Source organism: Clostridium sp. MCC344 (assembly GCF_018785365.1).
Classification (GTDB): domain Bacteria; phylum Bacillota; class Clostridia; order Lachnospirales; family Lachnospiraceae; genus Pilosibacter.
Genome location: NZ_WQPQ01000056.1, coordinates 207683 through 231742, shown reverse-complemented (window position 1 = coordinate 231742; position 24060 = coordinate 207683). Strand labels below are relative to the sequence as shown.

At 47.5% G+C, this 24060-nt stretch carries 23 protein-coding genes and 1 tRNA gene; 7 read left to right on the top strand and 17 right to left on the bottom strand.

The window, feature by feature from the left end; genetic code table 11:
• Positions 1-16: 16 nt before the first annotated feature.
• The 5 genes from GPK90_RS13120 to GPK90_RS13100 all read right to left on the bottom strand — a co-directional run bounded on the left by GPK90_RS13120 (position 17) and on the right by GPK90_RS13100 (position 4192).
• The gene (locus GPK90_RS13120; RefSeq protein WP_007488123.1) at positions 17-247 is read right to left on the bottom strand and encodes a helix-turn-helix domain-containing protein; all 231 of its coding nucleotides are present in this window, start codon (positions 245-247) and stop codon (positions 17-19) included.
• Positions 248-336: 89 nt separating this feature from the next.
• Entirely contained in the window at positions 337-522 is a 186-nt protein-coding gene (locus GPK90_RS13115) for a hypothetical protein (protein ID WP_007488117.1), read from the bottom strand.
• Positions 523-537: 15 nt separating this feature from the next.
• Positions 538-1827: a plasmid recombination protein gene (locus GPK90_RS13110; RefSeq protein WP_154237879.1), complete on the bottom strand. Its 1290-nt coding sequence runs from the start codon at positions 1825-1827 to the stop codon at positions 538-540.
• A 378-nt stretch (positions 1828-2205) separates the two neighbouring features.
• Entirely contained in the window at positions 2206-3597 is a 1392-nt protein-coding gene (locus GPK90_RS13105) for a DNA primase family protein (RefSeq protein WP_154237880.1), read from the bottom strand.
• The gene (locus GPK90_RS13100; protein WP_154237881.1) at positions 3572-4192 is read right to left on the bottom strand and encodes a CHC2 zinc finger domain-containing protein; all 621 of its coding nucleotides are present in this window, start codon (positions 4190-4192) and stop codon (positions 3572-3574) included. The genes GPK90_RS13105 and GPK90_RS13100 overlap by 26 nt, the downstream gene beginning before the upstream one ends.
• Positions 4193-4413: 221 nt before the next feature.
• Here GPK90_RS13100 and GPK90_RS13095 point away from each other — a divergent pair, with 221 nt between their 5' ends.
• From GPK90_RS13095 to GPK90_RS13075, 5 genes are all read left to right on the top strand, one after another.
• Positions 4414-5571 carry a DUF6076 domain-containing protein gene (locus GPK90_RS13095; protein WP_154237882.1) on the top strand — a complete coding sequence of 386 codons (1158 nt, stop codon included), beginning with the start codon at positions 4414-4416 and terminating at the stop codon, positions 5569-5571.
• A gap of 19 nt (positions 5572-5590) precedes the next feature.
• On the top strand, positions 5591-6538 hold the full coding sequence (locus GPK90_RS13090) for a hypothetical protein (RefSeq protein ID WP_154237883.1): 948 nt from the start codon (positions 5591-5593) through the stop codon (positions 6536-6538).
• Positions 6539-6540: 2 nt separating this feature from the next.
• Complete coding sequence (locus GPK90_RS13085) at positions 6541-7491, top strand: hypothetical protein (RefSeq protein WP_215703179.1); 951 nt, start codon at positions 6541-6543, stop codon at positions 7489-7491.
• Positions 7458-8087, top strand: a complete 630-nt coding sequence (locus GPK90_RS13080; protein ID WP_215703202.1) for an AAA family ATPase — start codon at positions 7458-7460, stop codon at positions 8085-8087. The genes GPK90_RS13085 and GPK90_RS13080 overlap by 34 nt, the downstream gene beginning before the upstream one ends.
• 148 nt (positions 8088-8235) lie before the next feature.
• A complete protein-coding gene (locus tag GPK90_RS13075) occupies positions 8236-9411 on the top strand; it encodes a hypothetical protein (protein WP_154237885.1) in 1176 nt (391 codons plus the stop codon).
• Between the two features lie 71 nt (positions 9412-9482).
• Here the strand turns inward: GPK90_RS13075 and GPK90_RS13070 are convergent, their stop codons facing one another.
• The 4 genes from GPK90_RS13070 to rlmD all read right to left on the bottom strand — a co-directional run bounded on the left by GPK90_RS13070 (position 9483) and on the right by rlmD (position 14166).
• On the bottom strand, positions 9483-11720 hold the full coding sequence (locus GPK90_RS13070) for a M56 family metallopeptidase (protein ID WP_154237886.1): 2238 nt from the start codon (positions 11718-11720) through the stop codon (positions 9483-9485).
• Positions 11717-12088: a BlaI/MecI/CopY family transcriptional regulator gene (locus GPK90_RS13065; RefSeq protein WP_154237887.1), complete on the bottom strand. Its 372-nt coding sequence runs from the start codon at positions 12086-12088 to the stop codon at positions 11717-11719. The genes GPK90_RS13070 and GPK90_RS13065 overlap by 4 nt, the downstream gene beginning before the upstream one ends.
• A 134-nt stretch (positions 12089-12222) precedes the next feature.
• Complete coding sequence (locus GPK90_RS13060) at positions 12223-12471, bottom strand: DUF6061 family protein (protein WP_118605076.1); 249 nt, start codon at positions 12469-12471, stop codon at positions 12223-12225.
• A gap of 24 nt (positions 12472-12495) precedes the next feature.
• Positions 12496-14166 (bottom strand): 23S rRNA (uracil(1939)-C(5))-methyltransferase RlmD, encoded by a 1671-nt coding sequence (gene rlmD / locus GPK90_RS13055; RefSeq protein ID WP_252197461.1) that lies wholly within the window; start codon positions 14164-14166, stop codon positions 12496-12498.
• A gap of 287 nt (positions 14167-14453) precedes the next feature.
• Between rlmD and GPK90_RS13050 the strand changes: the two genes are divergently transcribed.
• Positions 14454-15050: a prolyl-tRNA synthetase associated domain-containing protein gene (locus GPK90_RS13050; protein ID WP_118529540.1), complete on the top strand. Its 597-nt coding sequence runs from the start codon at positions 14454-14456 to the stop codon at positions 15048-15050.
• A 222-nt stretch (positions 15051-15272) separates the two neighbouring features.
• On the opposite strand, the gene GPK90_RS13045 is transcribed toward GPK90_RS13050, so the two are convergent.
• The 6 genes from GPK90_RS13045 to nifS form a co-directional block, all read right to left on the bottom strand.
• On the bottom strand, positions 15273-16295 hold the full coding sequence (locus GPK90_RS13045) for a GH25 family lysozyme (RefSeq protein WP_118529539.1): 1023 nt from the start codon (positions 16293-16295) through the stop codon (positions 15273-15275).
• A gap of 592 nt (positions 16296-16887) precedes the next feature.
• Positions 16888-16977: transfer RNA gene (locus tag GPK90_RS13040), tRNA-Ser, on the bottom strand.
• An 84-nt stretch (positions 16978-17061) separates the two neighbouring features.
• Positions 17062-18099, bottom strand: coding sequence for an N-acetylmuramoyl-L-alanine amidase family protein (locus tag GPK90_RS13035; protein ID WP_252197460.1), 1038 nt, complete (start codon positions 18097-18099; stop codon positions 17062-17064).
• A complete protein-coding gene (gene mnmA / locus GPK90_RS13030; protein ID WP_118605064.1) occupies positions 18096-19172 on the bottom strand; it encodes a tRNA 2-thiouridine(34) synthase MnmA in 1077 nt (358 codons plus the stop codon). Before mnmA ends, GPK90_RS13035 begins: the two co-directional genes overlap by 4 nt.
• Complete coding sequence (gene nifU / locus GPK90_RS13025) at positions 19172-19612, bottom strand: Fe-S cluster assembly scaffold protein NifU (protein WP_021904779.1); 441 nt, start codon at positions 19610-19612, stop codon at positions 19172-19174. Before nifU ends, mnmA begins: the two co-directional genes overlap by 1 nt.
• An 11-nt stretch (positions 19613-19623) precedes the next feature.
• A complete protein-coding gene (nifS, locus tag GPK90_RS13020; RefSeq protein ID WP_118322114.1) occupies positions 19624-20808 on the bottom strand; it encodes a cysteine desulfurase NifS in 1185 nt (394 codons plus the stop codon).
• Positions 20809-21117: 309 nt separating this feature from the next.
• Between nifS and GPK90_RS13015 the strand changes: the two genes are divergently transcribed.
• The gene (locus GPK90_RS13015; protein ID WP_215703177.1) at positions 21118-22701 is read left to right on the top strand and encodes a putative polysaccharide biosynthesis protein; all 1584 of its coding nucleotides are present in this window, start codon (positions 21118-21120) and stop codon (positions 22699-22701) included.
• Positions 22702-22719: 18 nt separating this feature from the next.
• On the opposite strand, the gene GPK90_RS13010 is transcribed toward GPK90_RS13015, so the two are convergent.
• Both GPK90_RS13010 and GPK90_RS13005 read right to left on the bottom strand, forming a co-directional pair.
• Positions 22720-22950, bottom strand: coding sequence for a hypothetical protein (locus tag GPK90_RS13010; RefSeq protein ID WP_182426484.1), 231 nt, complete (start codon positions 22948-22950; stop codon positions 22720-22722).
• A 261-nt stretch (positions 22951-23211) separates the two neighbouring features.
• Complete coding sequence (locus GPK90_RS13005) at positions 23212-23736, bottom strand: adenine phosphoribosyltransferase (RefSeq protein ID WP_118297723.1); 525 nt, start codon at positions 23734-23736, stop codon at positions 23212-23214.
• Between the last annotated feature and the right edge of the window lie 324 nt (positions 23737-24060).

Genomic DNA, 24060 nt, shown 5'->3' with positions numbered 1-24060 from the left:
CGTATATAGATAACATTTAAGTTGCTTCTTTTTCAGAATCGCCACCTCCTTCGCTCATTTCTTTTACCATCAATCCCTCGTTGCGGATATAATACTCCAAAAGTCTAAGCACATAATCCGGTGCATGGCGGTTGTCCAATTCCCACTCGGTCATAGTCCGGTAAGGAATATGGACGAGCTTGCAAAAATCTTTCCGGTTCAGTCCTGTGCTTTCACGCAACTTAATAATTCTGTTTTTACAATCCATTCGTCTTTTCTCCAAAAAAGCAAAAATACACGTTGCGTACATATTATAGCATAGCCGCAACAAGTACGCAACGTGTAAATTGTAAATTTTTACGCAGCCTTATCCGTCAAAGGCTGCGCTTGCTTATCATCCTTGGAACACTCCACCGTTTGCGGAGTATCCTGCTCTAATTTATCCAAAACCTGATGCCCGTACTTCTGGAGCATCTGGCTCATAACATCCACACAGCGGTCAAATGCCGCATTATATTTCGCTTCCTCATAATATTTCTTCAATAGGCGATTCCTCCATCAAAGTTCCATATCCTGTCCACGCTTCCGGGCAGGGTGTTTGTGTTCCTGCGTTTCCTTTCCTCTGATGAGGATAGAATTGATAAAAGCCCGAACCCTTTCGGATGCAATTTCCAGTGCATCCAGAAAAGGCTGGGCTTTCTGTTTCAGTTCCATATATTTTTCGTTTACTGCTTCATACCGCTGTTTCCAGATGGAAACCGTCTTTTCTGCGGAAGCCAGTTTCTCCTTCAGCCGCTTGTTGTCAGCGTTGGCGATAATGCCGTTGACCGCATAGCGTTTGAGCGTATCGGACTGATCTGGTGTGAGCGAAATATTTCCGGTGATGGAATTTTTCTTGCCCATCGCTTCAATATCCTGCACCGTCAGCGCAATGGTCTTTGCCGTCTTGGTTTCCCTTTGCAGAGCTTCCAGTCTCTTTTTCTGTTTCTCCGTGGCAGCTTTGGCATTCTCCAAACTCTGCTCGGCCTGTGCCACCTGTCCGGTCACGGCATCTAAACGCTGCTGTTCAGCCTGTACCTTGAACTGCGTTACCGTCAGATGTTCCTCGGTGCTTCCACGTTCTCCACGCTCCAGATCGGTATATCCGGCAACTCGCATGAAATGAAAAAAGTCATCCTGCAACACACTGTAGGATGACCTCAAAATCTTTTTTCCTCTTGCGTTCAACATTGGATTACCGTCCTCGTCAAGCACCGGCTTGGACTCCCATTTCTTACTGCGGCTGACCTGTGTGATGACCTCCTTAACGGTTCCCCGGAGGGCTTCATCCTTGCATCGCTTCGACCAAAGTATCTGCTTTTCCACCACCGGGATATAAACCACATGAAGGTGGTAGTGGTACACATCTTCGCCCAAAGCTTCGGACATTGCTCGGTTGCGCTCATCGGCGTGCATCACAGCGGAGAGGATATACTGCTCACCGCCTACGATCTCCGCAGCAGCTTTGTAGGCATCGGCATAAAACTTTTTCGCAAATTCATAGCCGCCATGATTGTAGAAATAAGCGGAATTCACATCAAATACCAACTCACCGTATTTGACGGCATCCGGTTTCAGACCTCTGGTGGAGATCACGCCGTCTTGTTCCATCTGCTCAAACATTTTTACATAATCGTCCGTGGGTGCTTTGAAATGGACGTTCAGAGAAGTGCGTTCCGGCACGATGTCCTGATTGCTGTAGCTGTCCTTTTCACGCTCATTGTGTTCCTGTACCTTAGCCACATCAGCCGGTGTTTCCAAGTCCTGATTTCTGGCTACGGTACGGTCTATTCCATCATTTCTTGCCATTGGATTTTTCCTTTCTTTGAGATTTGCATACAGCGGAGGGCTGGAGAACGGCACTTTTTCAAAGTGTAATAACCCACTATTACACTTTCATCCATACTGGCTGCAAAGTGCCGTGGGCTCTCCGAGGGCTCTCCCGAGGGGGAATGCGGTCACTGCGGTGACCTCTGCTGACCAAGGCGAAAATGTCCACGCCTTTTCCCATGGTCAGCCCGTCTGCATGAAGCTGTTCTGTGTCAACTTCCTCTTGCAGCCGGTGTCCACAGACACTTTTTCAAAAACCTGTGGACATAGAAACAACCCGAACGAGAGGATGCGTGCTGTTTCTATAACGAGCGTTTTACGCTCTTTTGCTGCGTACATACGTACCAGTAATGGGATTTACTCGACCTGCCGCCATTCCTCCGGAATGTCCTGCGGTACGTACGTACACGGCGAATCTCCGTAAAACCCATTTATATGAGGTCGTGCAATGGCTTCCACTCCCATGAATCCCCAAACCCGCCGTCCGGCAGAGTTGGTGATATTGTTGCAATGTTCCAGATTGAATCTCCCGGCATTGGCAATCATGGCGTCGCTGAAGCTGCGGGCTTTCAGCGGTGCAAGGGAATTTTCTTCGCACCACATCCGGTAGATTTCATAGAAATCCTTGGAACTGATGGACGCATCCGCTTTACGCTGGATGTATCCCTCGGAATCCATGAAATCAAAGATATTGTTGTTGTCACGCTTGACCGCTTCCCGGTTTTCCCGGATACGGTCACTCTCCGTAAACTTAAAGTTGTTGGCAACAAGCCGCTGTAAGCCTTCAAATGCCCACAGGAAGATACCCTCGGATTCGGCTTTCATCTTCTCCGCAAGGTCGGGATCGTCAGCTCTGTCCACTGGCTTTTCCTTGGTGGTCAGCACAAGCTGTCTGCGATAAAATCCGTCACTGCGGTCATACAAGGCTTGCAGATCACCGTTGCTGAATGCCAGCAATCGGGCGAACATCCAGCCCTGATAACTCTGCTTGCCTTTGCGTTCCAAATCCATCTTGCCCTGTGCGGTGACAATGGATTTTACATAGTTGGTCTGGCGCAGAGCTTCCATCCGCATATCATCATCCACGCACAGGAGAATGTGTTCCAAATCGGCACGGGCGAAGCGGTTCTCAGAAATCTTGCCGATGCTGCCGTCTTTCATATTCGTGCCAAAGATAGCCGAAAGCACAGCTCCGATTTGGGATTTGCCCTCGCCGCCATTGCCCTTAATCACCATCATACGCTGTCCCTTGTTGGAGGGAATCAGGCAGTAGCCGATGAACTCCTGCAAGGTGGGAATGTCCTCCGCATGGAGCAGTCCGTCCAGAAAGTTCAGCCAGATCACCGACGCAGTAGCATCGGGATTGTAAGCAACCGGCAAACGGCTCCGCACGATAGCCGGTCTGCCCTCGGTAAATGTGCCGTTCAATAGCAGCGTACCGTTGGACAAATGAATCCGATCCTGCTCCGGTGGAAAGTCCGGCACTTGCGCTTCCAGTTTCAGCACTTCCAGAATGTTGGTGATTTTCCGGGGGATATTGTTTACGGCACAGAATTTCAGCTTGTCGTAAATCTCCCCACGCAGAGGAAGATCGTCCGTCACTCGACCATCGGGCGTGAAAAAAGCTCCGTTTGCGAAGATGATCCTGCGCTCTTGCAGAAATTCTTCACAAAACAGAGCTTCGTTGATGTTCTGCCCGTCAAACCACATGGGCAAGTTCATATCAGGCGTTTTCCGGTTCTTCGCCATGGTGCGCCACCTCCTTTTTCTTTCGTGCGGTATACTCTTGCAGAAAAGCAATTTTGCCGTCCTGCATCAGCTTGTCCACCAATGCCACCCGTTCTTCCAGATCACCCACCGTCAGCACATCTGCCATATATTCGATATGGCAGTGCATCTGGCAGGCTTCCACAAAACGGTCATCCAGAGCATCTTCCGGCGTCTTGGGAGCATAGCGCACTTTCCAATCTTCCAACAGATGCAAATAATCCGTCAGCACCCGGAAGCACAGCATTTCATCCTCCCGGAACTGACGGATATAGGGACGCTTCGGCTTGACCATAGCTGCGGCAGTGGGCGGTTTCGGGTCAAGCCCGAAGTCCAAAGCCAGCTTTTGCGCTGCTTCATAACTGCTCAGATCGAACAGCCTTGCCACAAGGTCGATCACATCCCCTTTGGCTCCGCAGCCGAAGCAGAAGAAATAATCCTCGTTCAGCTTCAAGCTCGGATGCCGGTCGTTGTGGAATGGACAGCAAGCCATACCATTTCGGTTTACTTTCAGCCCGTAGTGTTCGGCGGCTTGCTTCACGCTAATTGCCGCCTTGATGGTTTCATAGATTGTCATAAAAAAACCTCCGTTCATAATATTCTGGAAAGCACGAAGCACCCGCAGTGATTGGCAGGTGCTTTGCTCCTTCTATTATGGTTATGACGGATTTCTCAAAAAACAGGCTAATCGGAGGACAACTCCGTTTCAAAAAACAGGACAACTTATTGATAGATGTAGATTTCTTTACATTAGCATGATACAATTAAGAAAGTGAAAAAACAGGACAGGAGGTAAGCATGAACCAAGAATTGATGACATTGGACTTCTGGCAGGATACGGTCATATATGAGGGCAAAACATTCCCTGTCGGCACGCTTGCCTGTGATGCACTGAATGTTCCTGCGGATACTATTACAAAAATGAACGAGCAATGCGAGAAAATCAATCTGCTGCTCGGGATGCTGAATGCCGGACAGGATGCTTCTGCACTCTGTCCTATTGCAAAGGAAGCTGCTCTGACGATGCTTGATATTCTCAGTCAAACACCGCCGTTCTCCTATATGAATATCTCAAAGCACAGAGAACGGATTGAAAAAGTCTTTACTGTGGACAATGCGCTGAAATATGTGGAGTTTGCCATAAAAGCCGCAACCAATTCTTTGCAATTTGAAGAAATCCAGAACTTTACCGATGCGATGATGCTCCAACGCTATACCGCAGTTTTCGGGCATCTGGCATACTCCCTTGGGGAATACCAAACGGCCATGCTTGATTTTGCAGAAAAAACAGACGGCAACGAAGCAGACCGCACCGCAGAGGGTTTTGCAAAAATGTTCGGCAGCTATTTCCCGCCGGAGTTTTCCATCACGGAAGGCAATGCCTGGATGTCTACCCTGAACAATTCCGTTCAGTATGTATCCGTCATCCGTCCCGGCGAAAAAGTTGCGAAGCTGGTCAAGCGGATGCACTATGTATCCTTTGTAGGGATGTTCCGGTCTGATCTTTTTGAGGGCTTATGTGTTGGTCATGCACCGAAGAAATGCCGGATCTGCGGCAAGTGGTTTCTGACCACCAACGCAAGGCACACCAAATACTGCGGTGGCTATGCACCGGGGGACAAGCTGCACCGCACTTGCCGTCAGATCGGTAATCTGAAAGGTAGAGAACAGCGAGAACTTGCGGACGATCATCCGCTGAAGCAGATTTATGAGAAACGGCTGAATACCATAAACCGCTATGTGAAGCGTGGTACTCTGGACGCTGATCTTGCGGAGGTTATGAAGAAGCTGGCAAAAGATAAGATGCTCCGAGCATTGAGCAATGTGGCCTATGCCAAGGGCGATTATAAAAAAGAAATGGAACAGGCGACTTTGAAAAAAGAAGCAAAGAGAAACTTTGAATTTGCCGAAGATATTGTGGGTGAGCATTGGGTACCACTGACACAGGAATTATAAAATATAGGAGGTAACTCATTTGGATACAACTGAGAAAAAGAAATCACGTGATTTTAATATTTACTATCTGAATTTCAGTAAGGTATATGAAATCGCAATGATGATCAACAATGTTATCCTTACTAAAATTGAAACCGACAAATCAAGCAGTTTTGAAGAACAGTATGGTTTCACATCTTCCATCTCTGCACAAGGAACAAAACAGTTCCTTGATGGAATAAAGGCATCTATTTCAGCAGATGCAAGGGAAACTTCCACATCGTCGTCAAAAGTAGTGGAAAGTTTGGACGTAAAGACGACCAAATCTATCCTTTTGCGTAGGATCATTGAGCAGTGCGCCTCTGTGACTTTATTGGACAACTCGGTAGAGGGCGATCTTGTAAAAGTAGATCGCGTTAAATTAGAACTACTGAACGAAGAAAGTCTGCGGCAATTTCTTATTCTACGCCGTGATGCATTAAAGGGTATGCGGGTAGAAGGTATGGAAGTAAATAATCTGGTCAGTTCAATGTTGCAAGACTATGCCTATATTTTGAAGGGGCTTGTATATGATGAAAGTATGAAAGAACCTGTATCTGAAATCATCATTAAGATTCCAATGGAGATTCAATCGGAATTTGAGAACAAGTACAACATCAACGATCTACTTATTGGTCATGTATCTATCGTTGGCATCTATAAAGGCATCGTAAGCGAAGAATTTATTACTTCAAATACATTCACCTATTTCCAAGAAGCCGGCGCTCGTAAGGAACAGCAGGATGAAACTGCCAGCAAAATAATCAAAAGCAACACGCAGCCTGTATCGCATGACACAGAAACAGAAAAGAGTGATGATGACTATCATTTCGTTGACACCTTAGCAATAATTCAAGATGTGGCATTCAAGCTGGAAGAAACCCTTGCTCCAAAACTTCACTGGTGGAACCGCTTTGGTATTTGGTTGAGTAAATTGAGGAGGAAATAACCATGGATCATACCCTGTTTACTTACCGCAATCTTGAGGAATTGAGGAAAATACAGGAAGAAAGAGAAGTATTTGCCTTTATGTTTGGAGAGACAAAGGATATGCTCGATTCCTGTTCTAAAGTTTGCATTGACATATCTGCCTTAGTTCATTTTTTGATAACCAACAAAAACAATATAGAGCCGACATATATAAATTTTACAAGTATGGCGGAGGATACAGTTGTAATTGCAGAAGTGGCCATTGCAGAAAGTGCCATGGAATTACTGCCTCTTTTGTTTTCTGATTATAAATGCTATTTTGAGGAAGATGGTGAGGAGAATTCCAGCTCCGAGGAAGCGCATGAGTTTAAGCCATATCCCAGGCAAAAGATATATAAATACAATAATGCGCAGGATTTGGACATAATCATTCGATACGCAGAAACGAATGACATTCCAATTGCAACTTTTTCTCGGGCAAGCGGTGAATTACGAAAAGAATTTGAACAGTTCAATAAGTCTTCCAAATTGGCTATATTGGATTTGACTTCCGTGTCATATGCAATTGAGGACAACAAAGCTCTGATTTATGCACTTGAACAATTTCTTAGCATTATGCCAAATATCAGGGTTATTGCACAAACCTCTCAGATTGATGTGCTACTAAAATATTTTCCACTGTTTTTGGACGGACAGGAACCTGTCTGTAAATTGCTTCCTGATTTATCTGGTTTAGGAGAAAAAGAACCTGAAGAAATTAAACTTACAAAAGTTACAGACTTGAGCGGAGGGGCTTTTGACGCTTTCATCAATGCATTCAATCATAATTTGATTGGCCATAATTATTTCAAAGAAAGACTGCGGTATGCTCTAAAGAATTTTGTTTCTCTAAACAAAGCAAAGGAACAGACAGTTCTTTCGATTTTCCTGTTTGGCGCATTGGTATTGGAAAAACTGAGGTTGCAAGGCTAATTGCAAGCGGGCTTCAAAATGATTGTTATTTAGCCAAAATCAATTTCCAGAACTACAGTAGTCAAGATGCGTTGAATAGTTTGATTGGGAGCCCGGCAGGTTATGTTGGCTGTAATCACGGAGAATTAAGTGAGAAAATCCAAAAGAGCAAAGTAGGCGTACTGCTTTGCGATGAATTTGAAAAGACCACTCGCCCAGTTTTCTCTTTCTTTCTGGAGTTGTTGGAAGAAGGGCGTTTCACAGATTCCATGGCAAGAGAGTATGACATGGATGGATATGTTATTATCTTTACTTCAAACCTTCTCAGCGAAGCAGAATACAAAAAAGCAATTCCTACTGAACTTCAAACACGCTTTGATTTAGTATGCGAATTTGAGGAGCCTACAATGGCAGAGAAGACAGCATTTCTGGATTTGCTGTTGGAGATGGCAAAAACCAAGTATTCTGAGCAATTTGCAGAGATCGAAATGACTGAAGATGAGAAAAAGCAGTTATATGCCTTTGATTATTCATCTCTTTCGGCATTAAGGGATATCAAGCGAGTGTTTAACAATCGCCTAATGGATTATTTCGCAGAAAAAGGTGTTTTGCGATAATAAGTATCGATGATCACATCCGATTCAATGTCTCTTGCTATTAGAATCCCCACTAATACCTTGATGTATTGTTTTTGTGAAGAATTCGGCAACTTTCAGTTTTCTGAATGTTCGCAAATATTATATTAAATCGGAAGGGAGGTGCGCTATGCTGAATGATTTTACATGGAACATGACCGGATACATACCAAAACACCAAGTTAATCCGCACGGTGACGGCATCATTCCCTATGTGGCAGAGCGCATCTTCCAACTGGAACCGGAGCCGCCAGTGGTGGACAGTCTGAACGAATATATCCTGTCTGCCTTACAGGAGAAGAATTTGATATATTTCTCGTTCTTTCTCCACCACTACGAACCGCAGCTTAATAAGCGTATCAAGAGCTTTCTTGGCGTGGATGGCGGCGATTTGTACGACACAGACCGATTTATAGATATAAAGCTCTCCTGCCGGGAGCAAATGCTCCAAAAGCTGATTGTTTACGCCCCCGCCAAGGGTGCAGAGTATGCCACCTACATTTATCCGTTTATCCGGGATGCTATGCTCCGTTTCCGTATGGGCGAAGAAAAATGGTCGGTATCTTCTCTGACCAATTATAAAATGGTGCGGTCAATGGCATGGCTGTACCATAACACCAAGGATGCGGTCAGCGAGTTTTCCAAGAAATACAACTGTGATCTTGCCCTTGCGGAAGAATATCTGAAAGTTGTCCGTGGCATCCGTAACCAGCAGCCATTTTATGTGACGGACGAGGACGGAGAAGAAACAGGCGAAGATGTTGCCCTGGATGATACTTGGAACTATACCGACATCCTATGGAATGGTATACAGGCAGAAAAGGTACAGCGGGCATTTGAGAAGCTGAACTATCGGGAACAGACCCTGCTTGAGAAGCGTCTGGCAATCTGCATGACCTGTGGGCGTGTCGGTTCATGGAAAGAGCGTCCCACCTTTGAGGAACTGGCGGTTATGTTTGAGGGCAGTACAGCCAGCGGTGCAGAACGAGCTTACCGAAAAGCAGTGGACAAGCTGACGGAATTGTTGGTTGCCGAGGGCGCAATCCATGCAGTCCGGCTAAAACAGAAATCCAAAACCAGACGAAAAAAGAAAATCGCCGCCGCAATCTACGAATACCAGGCAGACTGCGACGGCGAATGGGGTAAGATTTCATTTGATTTTGAAAGCAGCACAGCAGAGATCATCCATCTTGCCGATTGGGATACGATAAAAACCAACCGCTTTGCGAACAAGGCCGTAGCCTATCTTCTGAACTGTGAAAATGAGAAACTACCAAAGGAAACAATGGTGGCATTTGAACCATAAAAAGAAAAACCGCTACAACATCCATCCCACTTTGGAATGAGAATTGCAGCGGTTTATTTGCTGGGAACTAATTATTCGATATTTGTGATTTCCCAATCATCATTTACCAGATGGGTAAATCCTTTGTTTTCTTCTTCATCTGGAATTGATGCTGTCCAGATGATTTCTCCGTTTTCACCCAGGGCAGTTATTGTTAATCCTCGCAGATCAGTGTAGCCATCGAGGTTTTCGAGCCAGATGCGTTCGCCTTTCTTGAGCAGAGAACCATCTGCATTTTCAAAGCCGCCACTGGAATTTGGCATTGAAAGCTTGATGCTCTTAACACCTTCAGAACCAATGGTCAGATAAAACTTTGAAGGTTCATTCTCTGTAGATGGAAACAGAATTGCCTGGCGTGCTTCTTCGGTAGCGAAGATCCACCACTTGCCATTCATAAAGAGTTCAATGGTTCCCTCGGTTGCCCCGTATTGATAACCATATCCTGTACCAAAATTGGACTGATCGTCAACGGTGGGCTGTTTACTTCCATCAACTTGGGATGTAATCTCACCATCCATCACGCCGCATCTTGCTTCTATTGTGCTTTCGTGACCGGTATCGAGATACAATGTTCCATTCACCATAACCATAGGGATTAAGTCCCATGTTTCGGCTTTCCTTATAAGCTTGATTCCATAAACATCTGCAATTTGTGCAGGATAGGATTCAAGGATTTCACCGGAATATTCAATTTCGATTACATTTCCGATTTCAGGTTCTGGTGATGGATGAGCATTGCTAATAGGTACCACAATTCGGTCTGCACTATTCAATTCCCAACTACCTTCAACGGGCTTCACAAGATAATGGCCATCATGAATTTCCAGAATTTCAGCCCGGAACACCTGATGGGCTTCGTTGGAAAAACCTTCAATCTGAATACTATTATTCTTGAAAACCAGTCGGCCTGTTTCTACCAGTTCATCGGTATTATACTTTGTTTTATCTACATAGAGGTATCCATCAGCTTCATTAAATCTGAGGGTAAAATCGAAATATCCTCGATCAGATAGCTCATAGCTTGCTCCGTTTGCATAGTCATATATGATTATGCGACTATCAATGATGCCGGAACCAAAGGTGTATGTGGAGCAGAGGTCAGGGATTCTGTCGCCTGTTAGATCACAGAAATAGGTGTTCCATATAGGCATGCCATGGAATAGAGGTACGATTCCTTCTTCAGTTACAGCCTCCATTTTTTCAGGATACCAACGGAACGTTACACCCGGAAACTCCGGAAGATTGATTTCAAGTCGTCCGTCCCATACCATTTCATCGGGGGTCTCAAGATAATCAAACCATTCGGTTACCGTCCCGTCCGTGCCATTATTCTTTGTTACAGGATTTGTTAAGAAGCAAACCGCAACAAACACGCAAACAATGACTGCCAGAACGACACCCCAGAAAGCAGGCTTCTTGTAATTCATCACAGACTTCACACGATCTTTAACACCAACTTCACCAAAGGCAAGAGGACAAGCGGCGATCATCCGGCGGTTTACGCTGCAAGCAACAAGGGCTTGGGTATAGTCGGCTCTTTGTTCGTTGCCAAGTTCCTTGATGACCTTTTCATCACAAGCAAGTTCGATATCACGGCATAGCAGAACATAAGCCAGCCACACCAAAGGATTGAACCAATGGATAGTCAGCAGGAGAAAACCAAAAGGCTTCCACCAATGGTCTTTACGATGAATGTGTGCCTGCTCATGGGCAACAACGTGTTCCAGATCCTGACCGTTCATGTTGAACGGGAGATAGATTCTTGGCTTTATGATGCCAAGCACAAACGGAGATTTTACATTCTCGCTCTGGAAAATGTTGTCCTTGTAGCGAACGGCAGTATCAACTTTGCGACGCAAACGCCAATAGCTGATAACGGTATAGGCGACTAAAAGCAGAATACCAATAGTCCAGACAATAGTAAGAATGGTCATAATATTATTACCATTGTTTGCAGGAACAGTAACACCTTCAAAATACCGATCTCCAAGATAGTCATTTATCCGGTTATCAACGGGAGTAATGCCGGTCTGAACATCGAAGCTCGGCCCGGAAATTACTTTTTCAGGAAATGTTTCAGCACTCGGAATCAGGCTCAATGCGCTCTCAAAAGAGAATGGGCAAATCAATCTGATGGCTACGATGCCCCAAAGCAGAATATTGACCCATTTGGGAGCTTTCTTCAGAACGAATCTAAGAATCAGCACAACCAAGACAAGCCCGCTTGCCGATATGCTCATGTTGATGATTTTCAAAAAGAGTTCGTTCATTGTGAACCTCCTTTCCTGATGCGGTCAATCATGTGCTGTATCTCATCAAGCTCATCTTCGGACATAGCCTGATGCTTTGTAAAAGCAGCGATAAAGGCAGGCAGAGAACCCTCGAATTTCTTCTCAACCAGTTCGTCGATCTCACACGCCTGAGCTTCATCTTTGGAAACGAGAGAAGTAATAGTGCCATTGTCGTTTTTCAGCACACCACGCTCTCCAAGACGCTTGATAACGGTATAAGTCGTAGTCCTTTTCCATCCGAGTTGATTCTGGCACAGCTTTACAAGCTCGACGGCAGTAACCGGCTCACGTTCCCACATAATCAAGCAAAACCTATACTCACTTTCGTGAATCTTCGGAAAATCCATATTCACGCCCTCCTTGTCTACAGTATTAGACTTCATATATAGTCTACTGCATTAGACGATCAAAATCAATAGAGTTTACAGAAAAGATACAAAAAAAATTGCCCGCAGAATTTCTCCCACGGGCAAGGTGTTGGTTAGCTATCAAGCGGTTTGTATTCAGTTACAGTTTTCAAATAGGTTTCGGGATCACCGTTCAATATCAAGTCTGCATATCCAATCGAATCATTGTAGATCAGATAGTCCAATTCTGACCGCTGATACATATTATCGGCAACCTCATTCTCCACCGCAATCGTATCAATGGCAATCATGCTGCCATCTAAGAATTTCAGCTCTACACAGGCATTATCCATGTTGAACTCACAAGAAATCAACCTATCCATAAGAAACCTCCATTCTGCGGGATGTTAGATCATCCCAAAATATTTGAATGCTTCTCGGATTGCTTTCTCTTTTTCCGGCGGACACTGGGGCTGTCTGGAATCCTCGGACTTCGGCAGATTATAGTTCTTACCAACCCCAATCCCACATTTTCGCTTAATTTGTGAGATATACAGGTTGGATACCTTTAACCCGCTATATTCCAGCACATAGTCCTTGAGCTGGGCGTAGGTTGCCCCATCCTGAAATTCGGACATATCCATATCTTCCAAAGAGAACTCAACCCGAATCTTTTTCGAGTCGACCTCACCCTTGGAAAGCAAGACAACCGTCTCACAGTGCCCGGTCATCGGAAACTGATCCACCGCCCAGGCCTTCTCCGCCCGATATCCTTTCTTTTTAAAATACGCCAGATCTCTCGCCAGCGTCTCCGGATTGCAGGAGACATACACGACGCGGTCCGGGTTTAAGATCGCGACGGCGTCCATGAATTCTTCGGTGCTTCCACTTCTTGGCGGATCCATGAAGACGACGTCGGCGTGGGCATTCTGGGATGCCATCTGGACCATGAATTTTCCGGCATCGTTGTTGTAAAAACGGATATTTTTCTCACCGTTTACCTTCGCGTTTGTGACTGCATCCCGGACAGCGTCCTTATTTAACTCAACGCCGATCACTTCTTTTGCCGCTGATGCCGCAACGATCCCGATCGTTCCGATCCCGCAATAGGCGTCAACGACCAGTTCTTTTCCGGTAAGGCCTGCTGCCTCGATCGCCAGGTTATAGAGTTTCTCCGTCTGGACCGGATTGATCTGATAGAAGGATTTTGAGGAGATCCGGAATTTTTCCCCGCAGAGAACATCCACGATAAATCCCGGTCCGTAGAGGACATGCTCCTTCTCTCCGAGCACCATGCTGGTGTTCCGGTCGTTTACATTCTGGACTACGGTCGTGATCTCCGGATGGACTTTTCTCAGCGCTTTCACAAAGTTATTCTTTGAAGGGAATACCGGCGATGCCGTGATCAGGACCACCATGATCTCCCCTGTCGCATGGGCTGTTCGCACCAGAACATGGCGGAGGAAGCCATATCCGGTGTCCTCATCAAATACCTTCATCTTGAACGACGGAAGAAGTTCACGGATTGTTGCGATGATCTCATCCGCCTTTTTATTCTCGATCAGACATGTTTCTACCGGCAGAACCGTGTGTGTTCCCTCTTTGTAGACTCCGGAAATGATCCTGCCTTTCCGGTCTCTCGCCATCACCGCATGAACCTTATTTCTGTAATGGAACGGATCGTCCATGCCGATGATCGTCTCGACCTTGCAGAACGGGCGGAGAAGGTCTGCAACCTCTTTCTTTTTGTGCTCTAGCTGCTTCTCATACGGCATGTCCAGATACTGACACCCGCCGCAGGATTTAAAATGCGGGCAGAGAGAATTCTTTTTCGCTGCATGTCCATGATGTTCTGTAACCTGCACGGCTGATTTTTTATCCATGGATTTCAACGTTTTTTCTGTGGAAGTCCATGGTTTTCCTCCGTTTTTCCCCGATTTCCCGTTATTCTGATCTCTCCGTGCCCGGGTATTCATCATTTCTCCGGATTTCCGGTTTGTTCTTCCGGTCCCGTTTGTCCACTCTCTCTTTTCACTCATTTTCTTCATCTTCTTATCCCGGTTTTCTCTATTTTCCATCTCTTGTTTTCTCCATTCTCTTTTTCTATCTTTTATCCGGCTTCCCCTATGTCCTGAAATGCCTGTATTGACATCCCAGGTTCACAGAATCTTACCCTTTGCAGACATTTCCCTTGATTCTCCCAACACACCTGATTATAATATCACATAAAGTATAGCTTTTTTCCCCGGATTATTCTACATGATTTTACATAAGTTTCATCACTTTATCCGGCATCCACTGCCTGCGCACGGCGGCAGGATCATGAAACACAGCATTTTTACTCAGACAGAAAGGACATACACTCATGGAAAACACATGCAATCACGACACTGCTCAGCCAGCTTCCACTCCATCCCCTGTCGCCGAGACAGGCCGTCCGAAAGATTGTTCCGGACGTCTTGAGACAGAGATCCGCACTTACGATCTTCTCGACTCCTTGAATATCCCCTACACCCGCGTCGACCACGAAGCCGCATTCACGATCGATGCCTGCAACGGTGTTGACGAGATCCTCGGGATCCACATCTGCAAGAATCTCTTTCTCTGCAATGCGCAGAAGACGAAATTTTATCTTCTTCTGATGCCGGGCCACAAAAAATTCAAGACAAAAGTCCTCTCAAAGCAGATCGGCTCCGCCCGACTCTCCTTCGCAGATGATGATCACATGAAGGAATATTTAAAGCTGACTCCCGGTTCCGTCAGTGTGATGGGACTTATGAACGATCCGGAAGGTCATGTAAAACTTCTGATCGACTCCGATGTCTTAAAGGACGAATCTTTCGGCTGCCATCCATGCATCAACACCAGCAGCCTGAAGATCAAAACATCCGATATTCTCGAAAAATTTCTCCCGGCCGTTCACCATGAACCGACGATCGTGGATCTTCCTTGGGAAGAGTAAAAGAAGAACAGGAACATGGCTCCTCAAAAAGTCTTGTTCCTGCTCTTCTTTTTCCTTTATTCTTTATCCTATATCCTTTTGCTGAACGCTATTCTCAGACTTTCCGCCGGACTCGCGGTACTTTCCCATGTATGGGAGATTTCTCTTGCCCGGCAGAATCCTTGTCCTAACTGCCTGTCCGCCAAAAACGGAAGCTGCAGGTCAGAAAGGACCTTTTTTCCCTTACTGCATCACACCGCTCGCATTGAAGGTATAATCCACACCGTCAATGTTCTTCGTCGTTCCTGTCACCATCGCACCTAACTCTGCAGGATCAAGATAGTACCAGTAGCCGTCCGGATTTACCCAGCCGCTCATTCTTCCGCCATCGCAGTAGAAATACCATTTTCCGCCTTCCTGCTTCCATTCACCGCTGTCGATCGCGGTTCCCTGTGCAGCCTTCGGAGCATAGTCTTTATATGCGAATTCCAGGCAGACATTTCCGTTGATCCCGTTTACACGTCCCTTATCTGTGCACTGCCAGATCGTACGGCCCTGATACTGTCCGTCCGCGCCATATCTCGCAAGCCAGAGATCATATTTGATCTGGTTTGTATCCATCTCGTTCGTAAACTTGCTGTAATCACTGTAAACGATCGGGGTATATCCGGCCGCAGCGATCGTGTCACAGAACGAGTTTACCACATTTGTCAGATCCTGCACTGATAAATAGTCCAGAATATATTTTGATTCCACATCCACGGCAACCGGATATTTTACCGTATATCCGGACATCTTTTCCAGAGTATATTTTGCTGCCGCTTTTGCCTCATCGACGGTCCGGGTCTGGAGGAACACATACGGGGCCGCCTGAACTCCGTTTGCGGAAGCCCCTTTCATATTTTTCTCATAATATTCGTCCATGGTATACTGTCCTTCATATCCAAAGGATCCCATACGAATATACGCAAAGGAGACATCATCCGCTGCAACCTTCGCCCAGTCGATATCGCCCTGCCATTTGGAAACGCTGATGCCGCGAAGAAGCGCCCCGTCCATATTTTTTCCATTCGCGTCTACGTAAACACCGTTGACCTTTTTCCATGCACTTGCCGGATCACTTGTCGTGGTATCCGTGGAGGCCTTATTCTGGTCCTCGTATCCCGGTCCAACCGGAGTCTCATCCGCAAAAGCTGTAAAACTGCCCTGTGTGATCATAAGCGCTGCGAGAAGCGCTGTCATATATCGAAATTTTTTCTGAAACATTCTAAAACCGCCTTTCTCTTTTCATACGTCTTTTTTCCTGCCAAAAGTCATAACCTTGAGGCTTCTATCATCTGAATATCGATCGTAAACTGCATTCTCCATCCAATGTCTCTCCAAAGCTTCGGCATAAACATCCCTTTTCTTTAAGACGTACCAAGTATACTACAATTTCCCTCTTTTTTTATTAAGAACTTCTTACGTTTTCGTTGTCACACATCTAAGACTTTGTGGCAAAATTCCGTCCAAACCATAGATGCGGACACATTGGCAGATGTTCTGCCAGGAAAAGCATAACATTTTCCTATCTGGTCGACAAACGGTCGATTTCATACATAAAAAGCTGTCCTCACCGGACGGCCTTTTCCTCACGCCGAGCGCGATCGCCTGCGCCAATTTTCTTCTTCCACAAGTGCATCTCATTGGCACATCGTGCCCTTTTGCTTAACAGAAAATTCCCTGTTAAACAAATGAAAACACGCTTCGCGAGTTTCCCCTTATTATCGCGACAGTCGCCAAGGTCTCGCGCAAGTGCGGACTTTGACCCGTTATTCGCGTAAATAAGAAAAACCCCTGAAAAATCAAGGGTTTCGAGCGGAGACGGAGGGATTCGAACCCTCGTACCGGGATGAACCGATAAACGCATTTCGAGTGCGCCGCGTTACGGCCGCTTCGCTACGTCTCCGGATTGTCTGCTTTTTGAAAAAGCAGACTATATATTATTATACATATTTTTTTCGATTTGTATAGAGGATTTAAAAAATTTATTTTAATTCCCCTCCGCAAAATAAGCATCCACCGCTCCCGCGATGCCGCTCGCGATCTTTCCCCGGTAGCCATCGTCCTGAAGCCATGTGTCCTCGTCAGGATTGCTTAAGAATCCCATCTCGAGCACACAGACCGGGATCTCGCACCAGTTGATATCGGAGGAGCTGTCCGTCTCCTGGACGCCTCGATTCTTCGTTCCTGTCGTCCCGCAGACGGTATCCACGATCTTTTTGGAAAGATTGTAGCTCTTGTCATGAAGAGACGCGTTGTAAGGGTTCTGGGCTGTCATACAGGTTGCTAATGCCCCATAGACACCAGAGTTGTCCATGGAATCCGCGTGAAGCCGGATCAGGATATCCGCGCCGCTCTGATTTGCTGCGACGGACCGCTCCGCGCTGCTCATGTTCACATCGTTGCTCGTCCGGATCATGACGACATGGTATCCGCGGTTTGTGAGCTCTGTCTCAAGCTTTTTTGCGACCGCAAGAGTGACCTCATATTCAGGGACGCCGCTCGCCGTTCCAACTGAGCCTTCCGGCATCTTCGCCTTCATCGTCGAAGAGGACGGGCCAATCGGCTCCTTGGAAGTATTGGCTTTCGCCTGGTGTCCCGCATCGATCGCGACGGTATGTCCGTTAAACGGAACTTCCGGAGCAGTCTCCGCGTCATCGTTCGCCGCGGCTGTATAAGCCTCCGCCGCTGACTCTCTCGCTGCCGCGACACTCTCCTCCTCCGACATCTCCGAAGCCATCTCCTCTGATTCGGAGACCGATTCCGCATCCTGCGAGCTTTCGGCCGCCTGATCTGCGCTCATCATCTCCCCGGCAGGATTGCCCAGTGCCTGAAGATCAGCTTCATCGGAATTTTCCGTTCCCTGTTCCTCGCCGGATCCGCTTTCTGACTCCGCTGCCGCAGTCTCGCTGCTCAGATCCACCGCCTCATATTTTCTCGTCCCATTGCAGCCGGAAAGCACCAGTGCAAAAAAGACCGCAGAAATAAGGAATCGGAGGAGTCCGTTCCCCTTTTTCATCCTGCTCATAGGATCGTTCCCCCTCCGACTACACATTCATTTTCATAAAATACAACTGCCTGTCCCGGCGTGATCGCACGCTGCGGCTCTTTAAACCGGCATTCCACGGTTCCGTCCGGGAGTTCCCTGATGATACACGGAGATCCCTTGTGGCTGTAGCGGATCTTCGCGAGAACTTCCCGTTCCCCGCCGTGAAGTCCGTCGATCGCCATCCAGTTCACATCCTTGCAGACCAGATGGTCGGAAAATACATCATTTCCTTCGCCGATCACAACCTCGTTCGTCTCCGGGCGAATTCCTGTGACAAACACCGGATGGCCCATCGCGAGGTTTAAGCCCTTTCTCTGACCGACCGTGTAATGAGTGATCCCCTTATGTTTTCCAAGGATCACACCATTTTTATCCACAAAGTTTCCGCTTCCCGGAACACTTTCGGCTTCCCGCTCGATAAATCCGGCATAATCATTATCCGGAACGAAGCAGATCTCCATGCTGTCCTTCTTCTTTGCCACGGCAAGTCCACGGTCCTCGGCGATCTTTCGCACCTCGTCCTTCGTGTAATCACCGATCGGCATCAAAGTTTTGGAAAGCTGGAACTGGGTCAGGTTATAGAGCGCGTAAGTCTGATCCTTCGCCGCCGTCACGGAGTTCCGGATCGTATAACGGCCGTTCGGAAGCTGGCTGATCCTTGCATAGTGACCGGTCGCGATATAATCGGCTCCGATCTCAAGGCTGCGCTCCAAAAGCGCCTCCCATTTTACATAGCGGTTGCAGGCAATGCACGGATTCGGTGTCCGTCCGTGCAGATACTCCGCAACAAAATAGTCAATGACATTCTTCTGGAATTCTTTCCGGAAGTTCATAACATAGTAGGGAATTCCAAGGGTCCACGCGACACGTCTCGCGTCTTCCACCGCGCTGAGTCCGCAGCATCCGCCGTTTTCCTCAACAGTACAGGAATCCTCTTCCTGCCAGATCTGCATGGTGACACCGATCACATCATAGCCCTGTTCCTTTAAAAGACAGGCCGCAACCGATGAGTCCACGCCTCCTGACATTCCCACCACGACTTTTTTCTTCATTAATATTCCTCGTCCTCTTCATGCTCACTGATATCGGACACCGGCTTCTGTAAGCCTTTGATCTCGATATGGTGCTTTTCTGCATAATCCCAGAGTGCTGCATGGATCGCTTCCTCTGCAAGCAGGGAGCAGTGAACCTTTACCGGCGGAAGTCCGTCAAGTGCTTCCATAACTGCCTTATTAGTTACTTCCATCGCTTCCTCGATCGTCTTTCCCATTACCATCTCGGTCGCCATGCTGCTTGTGGCAACGGCAGCACCGCAGCCGAAGGTTTTAAACTTACAGTCACGGATGATATGTGTCTCGTCATCAATGTCGAGATAGATTCTCATGATATCGCCGCATTTTGCGTTTCCGACAGTACCTACGCCGCTGGCGTCCTCAATTTCTCCCATGTTTCTCGGGTGCTGGAAATGGTCCATTACTTTCTCTGAATACATTATTTTTCCTCTTACTTTCTGTTCTTCTTAATGAAATCCTCATAGAGTGGGGACATTGCGCGAAGCTTCTCCACGATCTTCTTAAGGCAGTCTACAGTATGGTCGATCTCTTCCTTCGTTGTCTCCTCGCTTAAGGTAAGGCGTAAGGATCCGTGCGCGATCTCGTGCGGAAGTCCGATGGCTAACAGCACATGGGACGGATCCAGGGAACCGGATGTACATGCAGATCCGCTGGAACCGCAGATCCCGTCCATATCGAGCATGATGAGTAAGGACTCACCTTCGATAAACTGGAACGCAAAGTTCGCATTGTTGGAGAGACGGTTTGTGCGGTGACCGTTTAAACGTGTGTATGGGATCTCGTCCATGACACGGCCGATCAGATAATCGCGGAGCTCTGTCTCTTTCTTCTTATTATTCTCAAGCTCTGCCATCGCGATCTCAACAGCTTTTCCGAGACCCACGATTCCCGGCACGTTCTCAGTTCCGGCGCGGCGTTTTCTCTCCTGGGCGCCGCCGTGGATGAAGGAGCGGAGTTTTAAGCCTTTTCTGATATAGAGGAAGCCGACTCCCTTCGGGCCGTGGAACTTGTGTCCGCTGGCGCTTAACATGTCGATATGGTACTCATCCACATTGATCGGTTCATGGCAGTATGCCTGAACTGCGTCGGTGTGGAAGATAATTCCGTTTTCATGGGCGATCTCACCGATCTCTTTAATCGGCTGGATCGTTCCGATCTCGTTGTTTGCGAACATTACAGAGATCAGGATCGTATCCGGGCGGATCGCCTTCTTTAACTCGTCGATGGAGACGGTGCCGTACTCATCCACCGGGAGGTATGTGATCTCGTAGCCGCGCTTTTCAAGATATTCACAGGTGTGAAGGATCGCGTGGTGTTCGATCTTTGTTGTGATGATGTGTTTTCCCTTGGATGCATATGCCTCCGCAGTTGCGATCAAAGCCCAGTTGTCGGACTCGGAACCGCCGTTTGTAAAGTAGATCTCATTGTCCTTTGCGCCGAGAGAATTTGCGACCGTCTCTCTTGCCTTTGCGAGCGCTTCCTTACACGGTGTGGAAAACTCATATACCGCAGAAGGGTTTCCGTAATATTCTGTATAAAACGGCAGCATGGCTTCCACGACTTCCGGACGTACCTTTGTCGTAGCCGCGTTGTCGAGATAAATTACTTTCTTCATTGTTCCGCCTTTCTGTTTTAAGAGGTTCAAAGCCTGATAACACTATTAGTTTATGCCATGACCCGCGAGTCAGCGCCGCAAAAAGCGCGGACAGGCCACAGATATTTTACATTATATACGAAACCCCTCAGGAATTTCAACCGGTATTCTCATGTTTTTTCAGAAATACACAGTAAATCACTAAGTATTAAAGAATTTGTGATGGTTTCAGTCTTCATACCAGTCATCCGTCTGCGATAAACCGGATTCATATCATTCCCCTGCTCCCACATATATATAACCGAATCCTTCTGCCATTTCGGAGCTGCCATGCCTTCTTCCCATAAGCCCCATCCACTCATCACCGGAACAATTCTTCTCACAGCCGCCGGTCTCCTCTCCCGCGTCCTCGGCTTTTTCTACCGGATCTTTCTCTCCCGCACGATCGGCGCCGAAGGTCTCGGAATCTATCAGATGATCTTTCCGGTCTACGGGATCTTTTTCTCCTTGTGCGCCGGCTCGATCCAGACCGCGATCTCCCGTTTCATCGCAGCGGAGCCGGAACATGCGAAGCGGACGCTTGTTTCCGGATTTCTCCTTTCCTTTTCCATGTCACTCTCCGCGGCCCTTATGATCCGACATTTTTCCGGATTTCTCGCGGGATCTGTCCTCATGGAACCGCGGTGCGCCCCGCTGCTCTCCGTCATGGCCTTTGCAATCCCCTGCACTTCCGTCCATGCCTGTATCTGCGGCTACTACTACGGAAAGGAAAAGGTGTCTGTCCCTGCAGCCGCCCAGCTCTTTGAACAGATGATCCGGATCTTTACGGTCTTTCTCCTGGCATCCATCTGGATCGAGAAGAAGATTCCGATCACGGTGTCGCTCGCGGTATTCGGCCTGGTGGCCGGAGAGGCCGGATCTGCTTTGTTTGTCCTGATATTTTTTCTTCTTTTTCATGAATTTCATGGAAATAAAAATAATTCAGCAAATTTCTCCGATCATGCCGCGCACAAACCTCATAAATTTCAAAGTACCGCAGATATTCCGGGACTCCTGGATTTCCTGTCTCCCATGAGTGCTCTCCTCGCTCTCGCCGTCCCGCTCATGGCCAACCGGCTGATCCTGAACCTCTTACAGAGTGCCGAGACGATCATGATCCCGGAGCGGCTCACTGTCTACGGCCTCACAAGGTCCCAGGCTGTCAGTACATATGGGACTCTCACCGGCATGGCAATGCCGTTTGTCCTCTTTCCCTCCGCTCTCGTAAACTCTCTGGCTGTGGTCCTGCTGCCGTCGACCGCCAGACACCAGTCTGCCGGAAACACCTCCGGCATCGCGGACGGGATCTCCATGTCCTTCCGCTACAGCCTCTACCTCGGGATCTTCTGCATCGGGGTATTCACGGTCTTCGGCGAAACTCTGGGGCTGCAGATATTTAAAAGCCAAGACGCCGGATCTTTCATTCAGATCCTCGCCTGGCTCTGCCCGTTTCTCTATCTTGCCACCTCGTCCGGCAGCATTTTAAATGGCCTTGGAAGGACGAAGCTCACATTTTTCCATCACCTGGTCTCTCTCCTCGTCCGCATCGCTTTCGTGTGGTTCGGGATCCCGGTGTTCGGGATCCGTTCCTGTCTCTGGGGGATGTTAGCAAGCGAGGTTCTCCTCGCTCTGCTCCATATCCTGGCACTCCGAAGGATCACTGCGTTTGAATGGAACGCATGGACCCTGATCGGAAAACCGGTATTCTGCCTGCTCTGCGCGCTCTGGATCTTCCGCCTGTTCCCGGAAGACTTCCCGATCCCGTCCGGTTTTCCGGAATTTTTCCGCACTGCCGTCCGGATCCTCATCCTGTCAGCCGCCTACTTCCTGCTTTTGCTGTTTTTCCACAGGAAACCGCAGCGCTCCGCTGCATAAGTCAAACAAACCATTCCGCTACTCGTCGAACTCCACTGTCACATAGTATCCGCGGTCATTCTGGATGATGTCCTTCACAATGCCCTTTTTGCTCTTCAGACGCTCCGTAAAACGGAACAGCCCCGACATGGCCACCGCCGGCTCGATCATGTAATTGACATTGACCGGTGTGACCGACTCGCTGACATCCACTTCCTGCCCGACCTCAACGAGACCCGGGCGCTCCATTTTAAATACGATCTCTCTCATTTTTATCCTCTTTTCCTGATAAATACAACAGTTCTTCCGATACGCTCTTCTGACAGAAAAACAGATGCCGCCAGCCCGCTTTTGTCGCGTTCTCTGGCGGCATATAATCTTTTTTCTTAGTCAGACATGACTCCCATCTCTTTAAGATGCTGAGTAACCGTAAATTTATCCCAACGAAAATCCATTCTGCAGTTGAAATAACCGTTCTGCGAAGGTGTGTATCATCCAGCGACCATCATTTGCATGGACCTGGTTTCCTTATTACTTACCCTCGTAAATGATCGCGGAATCCACATCATATTTCTGAAGTTTCTCTCTTCCTTTTAATCCCGCAAGCTCCATCACAAAACAGATCTTAACGACCTCGCCGCCGAGTTCTTCCACGAGCTTTGCGATCGCCTCCACAGTTCCGCCGGTTGCGATCAGATCATCGATGATCACGACCTTCTGACCCGGTTTGATGGAATCTTTATGAAGCTCGATCGTTCCGGTGCCGTACTCTAAGGCATACTCCATAGAAACCGTCTCTCTCGGAAGCTTACCCGGTTTTCTCGCCGGGACAAAGGATTTTCCCATCTCATACGCAACCGGTGTTCCAAAAATAAATCCTCTGGACTCCGCGCCGACAACCACATCGAAATCCACGTCCTTCACCATCGCAAGGAGAGAATCGATCGCCAGCTTAAATCCATCCGGATCCTGTAAGATCGAGGTGATATCGCGGAAAATAATTCCCGGCTCCGGGAAATCCGGAATGCTTACAACATAATCTTCCAGCTTTTTCATAACTTTTCTGGTTCCTTTCTTTCTGACTCACTATTTCTGCAGCGATCCTGATTTCATCTCAACCAACTTGTTGGCTTTTCATTTTCAGGGCCACCGCTGATATTCTGTTTTCGCAGCAATCTGGTCCTTTTTCCAAAGGACCTCTATTGGCGGTTTCCGTTCTCTGCCGGAAACTCTTTTTTATTTTATCACATGTGTATTTTTCTGGCAACCACGAGAAAAAGCCAAAACCTTAGTTGAACGCCCATCTTTTTTGTAGTATAATCGGAACCAGTTCCGATTTGCGTTGTTTGCCACCTAAACGAGGTGGAAGTCTGATCTGAC